Raw genomic sequence first — 11,334 nt, forward strand, 5'->3', positions numbered from 1 at the left:
GCCGGTCAGGTCGAAGCGACCATCACCGGCACGTCCGGTGGCGACTTCGAAAACCTCAACGTCGACCCGTCGGCGGCTGTGACTGAAGTCAACGACACCCTCGATCCGTCGACCGTCAAATTGACCGCCGATGTCAGCACCATCGGCGAAGGTGGCGTGATCACCTACACCGCCACTGTCAGCGCGCCAGTGACTGGCACGCCGCTGGTAATCAACCTGACCAATGGCCAGCAGATCGTCATTGGCGTCGGTCAGAGCACTGGCACCGTGCAGTTCACCGCGCCAGACAACGTGCACAGCACCAACCTCGACCTGACCAACAGCATCAAGGACGTCAGTGGCGGTAACTACGAGGACCTGACTGCCTCGGGCACCACCACTGTGACCGTTACCGACGGTCCAGGCACTGAAGACACTACCGGCCTGAAGCTGACCGCCACCCCGTCGGTCAACGAAGGTGGCGAAATCACCTACACCGCGACGCTGACCAACCCGGCCGGCACCGCCATGACCATCACCCTCAGCAATGGTGAAAGCATCACCATCGCGGCCGGTGAGACTTCGGGCAGCGTTACCGTGGCTGCTCCGGACGATGACGTCTATATCGACGCTGGCCAGGTCGAAGCGACTATCACCGGCACCTCCGGTGGCGACTTCGAAAACCTCAACGTCGACCCGTCGGCGGCTGTGACTGAAGTCAACGACACCATCGACCCGTCGACCGTCAAGTTGACCGCCGATGTCAGCACCATCGGCGAAGGTGGCGTGATCACCTACACCGCTACCGTCAGCGCCCCGGTGACCGGCACGCCGCTGGTAATCAACCTCACCAATGGCCAGCAGATCGTTATCGGCGTCGGTCAGAGCACTGGTACCGTGCAGTTCACTGCGCCGGATAACGTGCACAGCACCAACCTGGATCTGACCAACGCGATCAAGGACGTTTCGGGTGGTAACTACGAGGAGCTGACTGCCTCGGGCACCACCACTGTGACCGTCACTGACGGTCCAGGTACTGAAGACACCACCGGCCTGAAGCTGACCGCGACCCCGTCGGTCAACGAAGGTGGCGAAATCACCTACACCGCCACCCTGACCAACCCGGCTGGCACCGCCATGACCATCACCCTGAGCAATGGCGAGTCCATCACCATTGCGGCCGGTGAGACTTCGGGCAGCGTGACTGTGGCGGCACCGGACGACGACGTGTACATCGATGCCGGCCAGGTCGAAGCGAGCATCACCGGTACGTCCGGTGGCGACTTCGAAAACCTGGCGGTGGATAACACTCCAGCGGTCACCGAGGTCAACGACACCCTCGATCCGTCGACCGTCAAGTTGACCGCCGACGTCAGCACCATCGGTGAAGGTGGTGTGATTACCTACACCGCCACCGTCAGCGCCCCGGTGACCGGCACGCCGCTGGTGATCAACCTGACCAATGGCCAGCAGATCGTCATCGCGGTCGGTCAGAGCACTGGTACCGTGCAGTTCACTGCGCCGGATAACGTGCACAGCACCAACCTGGAGCTGACCAACGCCATCAAGGACGTCTCGGGCGGTAATTACGAAGACCTGACGGCTTCCGGTGAAACCACCGTCACCGTCACCGATGGTCCGGGCACTGAAGACACCACCGGCCTGAAGCTGACCGCCACCCCATCGGTCAACGAAGGCGGTGAAATCACCTACACCGCGACGCTGACCAACCCGGCTGGCACCGCCATGACCATCACCCTCAGCAATGGTGAATCGATCACCATCGCGGCGGGTGAGACTTCGGGCAGCGTCACCGTGGCGGCGCCGGACGACGACGTCTATATCGATGCTGGTCAGGTCGAAGCGACTATCACCGGCACCAGTGGCGGCGACTTCGAGAACCTGGCGGTGGATAACACTCCAGCGGTTACCGAGGTCAACGACACCATCGATCCATCGACGGTGAAACTCACTGCCGATGTCAGCACCATCGGCGAAGGTGGCGTCATCACCTACACCGCTACCGTCAGCGCCCCGGTGACCGGCACGCCGCTGGTGATCAACCTGACCAATGGCCAGCAGATCGTCATCGCGGTCGGTCAGAGCACGGGTACCGTGCAGTTCACTGCGCCAGACAACGTGCACAGCACCAACCTCGATCTGACCAACGCCATCAAGGACGTTTCGGGCGGCAACTACGAGGAGCTGACCGCTTCCGGCGAGACCACCGTCACAGTTACTGACGGCCCAGGTACCGAAGACACCACCGGCCTGAAGCTGACCGCGACCCCGTCGGTCAACGAAGGTGGCGAGATCACCTACACCGCGACGCTGACCAACCCGGCTGGCACGACCATGACCATCACCCTCAGCAACGGTGAATCCATCACCATTGCGGCGGGCGAAACCAGCGGCAGCGTGACTGTCGCGGCACCGGATGACGACGTGTACATCGACGCCGGTCAGGTCGCAGCGACCATCACCGGCACCAGTGGCGGTGACTTCGAGAACCTGGCGGTGGATAACACCCCGGCTGTTACCGAGGTCAACGACACCCTCGACCCGTCGACCGTCAAATTGACCGCCGACGTCAGCACCATCGGTGAAGGTGGTGTGATTACCTACACCGCCACCGTCAGCGCCCCGGTGACCGGCACGCCGCTGGTGATCAACCTGACCAATGGCCAGCAGATCGTCATCGCGGTCGGTCAGAGCACTGGTACCGTGCAGTTCACTGCGCCGGATAACGTGCACAGCACCAACCTGGATCTGACCAACGCCATCAAGGACGTCTCGGGCGGTAATTACGAAGACCTGATGGCTTCCGGTGAAACCAGCGTGACCGTCACCGATGGTCCGGGGACTGAAGACACCACCGGCCTGAAGCTGACCGCCACCCCGTCGGTCAACGAAGGTGGCGAAATCACCTACACCGCCACCCTGACCAATCCGGCTGGCACCGCCATGACCATCACCCTCAGCAACGGTGAGTCCATCACCATTGCGGCGGGCGAAACCAGCGGCAGCGTGACCGTGGCGGCACCGGACGACGATGTGTACATCGACGCTGGTCAGGTCGAAGCGACCATCACCGGCACCACCGGTGGTGACTTCGAAAGCCTGGCCGTCGACGGTTCCGCCGCCGTGACCAAGGTCACCGATACCATCGACCCGACCGGTCTGACCCTGACCGCGACACCATCGGTGCAGGAAGGTGGCCAGATCACCTACACCGCTACCCTGAGCAATCCGGCGGGTACCGCGGTGACCGTGACCCTGAGCAATGGCAGCACCATCACCATTGCCAAGGATGCGACCAGCGCCAGCATCACCGTTCCCGCACCGAAGGATGATGTCTATCTCGATGCCGAGGACGTCAGTGTGACCATCACTGGCGCCACCGGCGGCAACTTCGAGCAACTGAACATCAGCGATACGCCGGCGGTCACCCATGTGTCCGACACCCTCAACGACACCACGATCAGCATCAGTGGCACCACGGCGGTTGCCGAAGGTGAGACGGCGACCTACACCCTGACGCTGACCAATCCGGCGGAAACCGACGTCACCATCACCCTGACCTACTCCGGCACTGCCGCCAACGGCCAGGACTACACCGGTGTAACCACCGTGGTGATCAAGGCAAACACCAGTTCGGCCAGCTTCAACGTCCCGATCATCCGTGACGGTATTGCCGAAGGTGCCGAGAACTTCACCGTGCGGATCAGCTCGGCCACCGGCGGCAACTTCGAGAATCTGGTGGTCAGCGGCAGCGCTGGCAGCGTCACCACTACCATCCAGAGCAACGAAGCACCCGTTGCCGCTGGCGGCGCCGTGACCGGCAACGAAGACAACGACCTGGTACTGACCTGGGCCGACTTCGGCATCAGCGATGCCGATACCCCGGCGGCCAGCCTTGGCCTGACCATCACCCAGCTACCTGCCGATGGCGTGCTGCAGTACAAGGACGGCAACGTCTGGAAAACCCTGACTGCGGCCGATGCCGGCAAGGTCTTCACCAAGGCTGACATCGATGCCGGCAAGCTGAAGTTCGTCCCCGACCTCAATGAATCGGGCATCAACGGCTACGGCGGCAGCGGCGTGGGCAACAAAGAGGCCGATTACGCGCAGATCAAGTTCAAGCCTACCGACGGCCAGGGCCTGGGCAATGAAGCGACCCTGAAGGTCGATATCACCCCGGTTGCCGACAAGCCTGACCTGAGCATCGGCAGCAACAACGTCAACTCGGTCGGCCTGCTCAAGGAAACCTGGAACAGCCTGAGCGGCTTGGGTACCAACGGCAACGGCATCACCGGCGATGCGCTGAAGAACGTCTTCAACAACTCCGGCCGGCCCAACGGCAGCACCGTTGTCACCGATGCCAAGTCCGACGGCAACGTGGTGGGCGGCACGGGTTCGAAGACGTCTGGCCTGATCTTCCTGGAAGCCGGCAAGACTTACACCTTCAGCGGTGTGGGTGACGACAGCCTGCTGATCACCATCGGCGGCAAGAACGTGGCCGGCGCCACCTGGGGCGCGGGAGGTGGTATCAGTGGCTCGTTCACGCCGACCATCAGCGGCTACTACACCCTGGACATCTACCACGCCAACCAGAGCGGCCCGGGCAGTTTCGACGTCAACCTGTCGGTCAACGGCAGCACGCCTGTCGACCTGAACAACGCCAACATCCCGATGTACCCGAGCGTCAATGACCTGGTCAACGCCGGCGTAACCGTCGGCGAGTTGCACGGCAGCGACGGCGAAGGCTACTACCAGGGCTACAAGCTCAATGAAGGCGCGGAAAACTCCACCATCAAGCTGGTGGGCATTTCCACCCAGCTGGTTGACCGGGACGGCTCCGAAACCCTCAGCGTCAAGCTGGGCGGCATTCCGGAAGGATCGGTGCTGAGCGATGGCAATGGCCGTACCGTCACGGTTGGCGCGGGTGAGGTCGATGTCACGGGCTGGAACCTGAACAGCCTGAGCGTCAAGCCGCCAGCCTACTATCACGATTCGTTCACCATCACCGTGACCTCGACGGCCACCGAGAAGGCCAATGGCAGCACTAGCTCCGCCCAGGACTTCATCAAGGTCACCATTTACCCGGATAGCTACAACACCGGAAACCTGACGGCCGAGAACGACACCAAGACCCTGGGCACCGAAAACGACATCATCGTTGCGGACGTCAACGGCCTGCACGTCGTACCGGGGCAGGACTACAACCTGGCGTTCATCGTCGATACCTCGGGCAGCATGGAGAACTCCGGCGTCAACGCGGCGAGGAAGTCCCTGGAGTCGGTGTTCAAGACCCTGGCCAATAGCGTCAAGGGCGCTGGCTCCGGTACGGTGAACATCCTGTTGGTGGACTTCTCCGAGAAGGTCAACGTTACCGTCTCGGTCGACCTCGCCGACAAGAATGCGATGGCCACGCTGCAAGCGGCGCTGGACAAGCTCAAGGCCGGTGGCAGCACCAACTACGAGGATGCGTTCAAAACCACCGCCAACTGGTTCCAGAACCTCGAGAATGCCGGCAACAAGGGTAGCAACCAGACGTTCTTCATCACCGATGGCGAGCCTAACGTCTATCAGACGAACGAACGGACCAACCCGACGTTCAGGAACTCCAGCTACACCATGGATGGCGAGCTGAGCCGCCTGAACTACAAACTGGGCGATGTCATCAACTATGAGATGGTGGGGGCCAACAACCGGATCAGCATCAGCCAGTCCGGCTACCTCACGGCCGAGTACCGCGTCGGCAATTCGTGGCGCACCGACTCCAACGCCTCCGGCAAGCTGAATGCACAAGGCGACGGCACCTATGAGTTGTCGGTTACGGACTCCGGTTCCTATTGGGCCGCGGTCAACGCCAAGGAGGCGTTCCTGTTGCTGGCCAACCTGTCGAGCGTCGAGGCGATCGGTCTCAATGGCGCCGTCAACGCCAACAACCTGAAGCCATACGACACCGACGGCAAGCCGCAGACCAACATCGACCCGAGCAAGCTGGCCGAGGCGATCCTCGGTCATACCGAGGCCACCAAGCCGGGTAACGATGCGGTCGGCGGTGGCGACGGCAACGACATCCTGTTCGGTGACCTGGTCAGTTTCGACGGGATCGCCGGCAACGGTGTCGAAGCAATGCAGGCCTATGTCGCCGGCAAGCTGGGTGTGGGCCTGGAAACTGTCGACGGTCGTGTGCTGCACCAGTACATCACCGAGCACGTCAGCGAGTTCGATGTATCGCGCAGCAACGACGGTGCCGATACCCTGCTGGGCGGCGACGGCAATGACATTCTCTTCGGCCAGGGTGGCGACGACTACCTCGATGGCGGCAAGGGCAATGACATCCTGCTCGGCGGTGCCGGCATTGATACCCTGATCGGTGGTGAAGGCAACGACACCCTGATTGGCGGCGAAGGCATCGACACCCTGCTCGGCGGTGAGGGCAACGACATCCTCATGGGCGGCAAGGGTGACGATATCCTCACCGGTGGCAGCGGCGCCGACACCTTCGTGTGGAAGGCCGGCGACACCGGCAAGGACGTGATCAAGGACTTCAAACCTGCCGAAGGTGACCGTCTGGACCTGAGCGATCTGCTCCAGGGCGAGAAGGCCAGCACCATCGACAACTTCCTGAAGATCACCACGGTCAACGGCGAGTCGACCCTGCAGGTCAGCTCCGAAGGCAAGCTCAACAGCGCCGGTGGCCTGGCCAACGCCGATGTGACGATCAAGCTGGAAGGGGTCAACTGGTCCAACACCACGATCAACTCGCTGGTGACCGGCGCCGACCCGACCATCAAGATCGACCATTCCAACAGCTGATGCTCCCGCACCCTGCAGCCAAACACCGGCTGCAGGGTGCGCCGGGCTTTCCCAGTGCCGTATTCACACTGCATACTCGCTCGCCGGGCCCACAGCCCGGTGTGCTTGGCCTATGCTGCTGACTGCGGATACGGACTCAATTTGACGAGGGATACTCCATGTTCTACGTGCAACGCGATGCACAGGGCCAGTTGCGCCGGGTAGAGGCCGCCGCCTTTGACGGGTACACGGAGGAGTTGCCGGCCGACCACGCCGAAGTTCAGGAATGGTTCGCCGACGACGTGGTCGAGAACAGCCTCAAGCAGCTCAAGCAAAGCGACCTGGACATGATCCGGGTGCTCGAAGACTTGATCGAAGTGCTGACCAGCAAAGGGGTGATCAGCATCACCGACCTGCCGGCCGGCGCCCAGGCCAAGCTGCTCAGCCGTTCCAGCGCCCGTGAGGCCCTGGGTGGGCTGAACAACCTGATCGACGAAAGCGACAGCGGCCTGATCTGATCACTGCGGGCCTGCGCAAGGCCCGCTCGGTGTGTGTCAGCGCCAGGGTGCCGGCTCACCGACCAGCCGCCCCTGCACGCCCTGGATGCCCATCTCGCGCAGCACCTTGAGCTCCCCTTCGGTTTCCACCCGCTCGGCAATCAGCGGCAGGTCGATGCTGTGCGCGGCACGCTGGATGGCTTCGATGAACAGACGCTTGTGGCGTTCCTGGTCAATGGCGCGAATGTAGCTGCCGTCAATCTTCAGGTAGGCCAGGCCCAGGTGCGCCAGGTTGCCGATCATGCTGAAGCGTCCGCCAAAGCGCTGCAGGCTCAGGCTGAAGCCCAGGGCGTGCAGGCGACGGGTCAGGTGTTCCAGCGCAGCCTGGTCGGGCAATTGCTCTTCACCGATTTCCAGGGTCAGGCGTGGCCCCAGCGCCGAATGCTGGCCAAGCAGTTCATATACCCGCTGCAGCGCCTTGTCGTCAGCCAGGGTCGCCGCCGACAGGTTCAGGGCCAATGCCTCACCGTGGCCCTGCAGGTGCTTGAGCACTTGCTCGAGCATCAGCACATCGAGCCGCGCCGACCAGCCAAAGCGCTCCAGCCAGGGCAGGAAGCGGCCGGCGGCAATGGCCTGGCCATTGGCGTCGAGGACCCGTGAGATCACCTTGTAGTGCAGCACTTGCTCGGGCGCATCACAGGCCACCACCGGCTGGAAGAACAGCTGGAAGCGCCCTTGCTGCAGGGCCTCGTCGAGCAAGGTGTGCCAGGCATGGTGGGTATCGCCCGCCTGCGGCGCCGTGCCTTGCTCCAGGCACACCCAGCCCGGCTCGACCTGGCTCTCGGCCCGGGCCAGGGCCTCGTCGGCCAGCTTCAACAACGCCTGCGGCGCGTCGCCCGGGCTGTAGGGCGCCATGCCGATACAGGCCACCGGGGTGACATCGGTGGCCCCGGTATCGGCCAGGCTCTGCAGGGTGACCTCCAGGGCCTGGGCCAGCTGCACCGCCTCTTCGTGCACCAGGCCCGGCGCCAGTACGGCGAACTCACCGCCGCGGCTGCGGGTGATGAGGTTATTGGTTTCCGGGTAGTTGGCGCAGGTGCGCTGCAGCTGCTGGCCGACCGCTTGGAGCAACTGGTCGGTACGCTGTCCACCCAGGCGCTGGTTGAGCCCGGCGAGATCCTTGACCCTCAGCAGCAACAGGTAGCCTGGCCGGGCCTCTTCGATATTGCTGACCTGGGCATTGAGCTGCATCTCGAAAAAGCGTCGGTTGGCCAGGCCCGTGAGGCTGTCCTGGTACGACTCTGTGCGCAGTTTTTCGCTGCGCTCGGCCTGCTCCTTGAACAAGGCCTTGAGCTTCTCGACCATCTGGTTCATGGCCTGCACCACCCGGCGCAGCTCTGGGGTCCTGGGCAAATCGGGCAGGCTGAGGAACTCGCGGCGAGCAATGGCGTGGGACTGCGCCACCATGTAGTCCAGGGGCTTGAGTTGACGGCGCAGCAACAAGGCACCGAGCACTGCGCTCAAGGCCCCGCACAGCAACAGCCAGCCCAGACTGCCCAGGGCGCTTTGCCACAGCTTGGCCAGGGCGAACATCGGATGGCTGACCACTTCGACCCGCGCCGCCTGCTGCCAGCCGCGGCTGACGATGGCGTCGCCACCGGCGGCCTCAAGGCCGATCAGGCGAATGAACCAGGCCGGCACGCCATTGGCCTGTGCCTCGGCGTGACGCTCCACCAGCACCGCGTTGGAACCCAGGTCGATGACCTTGATGCTCGAATAATATCCACTGTCGAAAATCGAGCTGACCATCAGCTCGACCATCGCCGGATCATCAATGTTGGGCGTCAGCGACAATGCCAGCGCGGTAGCCGCGTCCTGGGCGTGGGAGCGCAACTGATTGACGTACTGGCTGCGCGAACTCTCCAGGCTGACCATGAAGCTGCCCGTGAAGGCGACTACCAGGAACAGGCAGATGGCAAGCAGCAATTGTTTGAACAGTGACATCTGTCCTCCTTTAGTAAACCGGCTCGGCCGGGAAACCTTCGGCCTGCATCTTTTTCAGTAGATCCTGCCAGCGCGACAAGCGTTTGGTGTCGCCGACCTTTTTGTTACCACCGGCACCGGTCAGCCACAGGCCTTCACCGTTGAAGGCATAGACAGGTATCAGGTCGGTACGCTCGTTGGCGGGTTTGATCGCATCCATCAGGCTGTCGAGCACCAGCGGCATGGCATTGGGGCTCGCGTAATAGGTCAGGACCATGTGTGCCCGATTCTGGCGCAACGCCTTGACGTAGGTGATGCGCAACTTGTCCGCCGGCATCCCCATGCGCCGCAGGCTGAAATACTTGGCGATAGCATAGTCCTCGCAGTCGCCCGCGCCTTTGATCAGTGCCTGTATGGGGGTTGACCAGTAATCGACCTCGCGCCACAGGTCGATATCCTCGACATAGCGCAGCTGGTGGTTGAAGAACTGGTTCACCCGCTTGAGCTGCTCGAGGTCGCTGCCCTGCTTTTGTGTCGTCAGCAGGTTCTGCCAGGCATCGATACGCGCTTGCCCCGGGCCCAGCGGCCCATACAGGGACTGGGCTTTGCGACTGATCTGGGAAAAGTCCCAGTCGGCGTGCAGCCCGCCCATCAGCAGGCAGCCGAGCACCACGGCAAGGCCAAGCCGGCGCATGGTCAAGTGAACAGCCCAACGTATCGCCAATGCGAAAACCCGTGCAGCCCCGTGGAAAAGCACCGATGGTGCGGCCTTGCCCATGAAAAAACAATGGCACCTTACAATCACGGCACTATCGACCCGGCTTTTCTCCAACAGCACCTCGTCCGACCACTATGTCGGGCCGACTTCCCTTGGAGAAAAACTTCATTCACGATAGCAAGTACCGCCGCGCCCGCTGCCAGCCGGCTGATTCCGGGCGCTCGACCATGCGGTTTGACAAGCACCGGACCTCTAACTAGTTTGATTGGATCCAATCCATATCACACACCGACAACAGGGCAGAACACAGCGTGACCGACAAACCCCGATCCTTGAGCGAAATACTGGGCGGCGAGCAAGTACCACCGCACCTGGCTCGTAGTGTGATTGAAGAGCGGTTGCGCAGCGCTATCCTCGATGGTCGCCTGCCTCCCGGGCGAGCCCTGCGGCAGCAGGAACTGGCCACGCTGTTCGGCGTCAGCCGCATGCCGGTGCGTGAAGCCCTGCGTCAGCTCGAGGCGCAATCGTTATTGCAGGTGGTGGCCCACAAGGGCGCCGTGGTCGCGCCTCTGATTGGCGAAGATGCCATGGATACCTACGCCCTGCGGGTGATCCTGGAGTCGGAGGCACTGCGCCAGTCGATCCCCCTGCTCGATGCCGACGACATCGCCCTGGCTCGCAGCTACATCGCCCAGCTCGAAAACGAAACCCGGCATTCTGAAATCGGCCGCCTGAACCGGCTGTTTCACATGAGCCTGTACAGCAAGGCGTCCAACAAGAAGCTGTTGCACCTGATTGAAATCGAGCTGAACGAAGAAGAACGCTTCCTGCGCTTCCACCTCTCGTCCATGGGCTTGGGCAAGCTGACCCAGGATGACCACAACGGCCTGGTGGACGCAGCCAATGACAAATCCATCGACGACGCCATCAGGATTCTTGAACGCCACCTGAACTCGGCGCAGAGAACCATCAGGGCCTACCTGAGCAGTCGACCACAAGGGTAATTCCGAGCGTTTCCCCTCCTCTCCTGCTGGCCAGGGCCAGCAGGAAGCCGCTGTGCGGGTTCTGGTGGCAGATTCAGGCGACCATTGGTCCCAAACGCAGCATTCGATGCCAGCGGCCTCCTGGAGGACCACAAGTGCATCGGTCAGCTTGTAGGAGCGGGCTTGCCCCGCGATCGCGGTCTGCAGGATACATCGCATCGCGGGGCAAGTCGGATCGCCGCACCGCCGCTCCCACAGGGGGCCAGAAAGACAAAACCCCTACCTGCCTGCGCAGATAGGGGTTTCGGAATTTAATCTTGACGATGACCTACTCTCACATGGGGAAACCCCACACTACCATCGGCGA

General features: G+C 62.4%; 5 protein-coding genes. 3 read left to right on the forward strand and 2 right to left on the reverse strand.

The genetic code is table 11. From position 1 onward, the window contains the following. Both M2D63_RS25250 and M2D63_RS25255 read left to right on the forward strand, forming a co-directional pair. Window positions 1-6,807 (forward strand): immunoglobulin-like domain-containing protein (locus M2D63_RS25250; RefSeq protein WP_285865824.1); only part of this gene is annotated, 6,807 nt, incomplete at its 5' end. 158 nt (window positions 6,808-6,965) lie between these two features. After that, window positions 6,966-7,304: a tryptophan synthase subunit beta gene (locus M2D63_RS25255; RefSeq protein ID WP_285865825.1), complete on the forward strand. Its 339-nt coding sequence runs from the start codon at window positions 6,966-6,968 to the stop codon at window positions 7,302-7,304. Window positions 7,305-7,340: 36 nt separating this feature from the next. On the opposite strand, the gene lapD is transcribed toward M2D63_RS25255, so the two are convergent. Further along, window positions 7,341-9,287: a cyclic di-GMP receptor LapD gene (gene lapD, locus M2D63_RS25260; RefSeq protein WP_285865826.1), complete on the reverse strand. Its 1,947-nt coding sequence runs from the start codon at window positions 9,285-9,287 to the stop codon at window positions 7,341-7,343. A 10-nt stretch (window positions 9,288-9,297) separates the two neighbouring features. After that, window positions 9,298-9,960, reverse strand: a complete 663-nt coding sequence (lapG, locus tag M2D63_RS25265; RefSeq protein ID WP_405310921.1) for a cysteine protease LapG — start codon at window positions 9,958-9,960, stop codon at window positions 9,298-9,300. Window positions 9,961-10,295: 335 nt separating this feature from the next. Here lapG and M2D63_RS25270 point away from each other — a divergent pair, with 335 nt between their 5' ends. Next, on the forward strand, window positions 10,296-10,988 hold the full coding sequence (locus M2D63_RS25270) for a GntR family transcriptional regulator (protein ID WP_285865828.1): 693 nt from the start codon (window positions 10,296-10,298) through the stop codon (window positions 10,986-10,988). Window positions 10,989-11,334 lie beyond the last annotated feature (346 nt).

The sequence above is a fragment of the Pseudomonas sp. BJa5 genome (assembly GCF_030272875.2).
Taxonomy (GTDB): Bacteria; Pseudomonadota; Gammaproteobacteria; order Pseudomonadales; family Pseudomonadaceae; genus Aquipseudomonas.

What these genes read in the sequence shown, in the direction of transcription:
- M2D63_RS25255 (WP_285865825.1), top strand. Translation starts at nt 6,966, where the DNA reads ATGTTCTACGTGCAACGCGATGCACAGGGCCAGTTGCGCCGGGTAGAG.
- lapD (WP_285865826.1), bottom strand. Translation starts at nt 9,287, where the DNA reads ATGTCACTGTTCAAACAATTGCTGCTTGCCATCTGCCTGTTCCTGGTA.
- lapG (WP_405310921.1), bottom strand. Translation starts at nt 9,960, where the DNA reads ATGCGCCGGCTTGGCCTTGCCGTGGTGCTCGGCTGCCTGCTGATGGGC.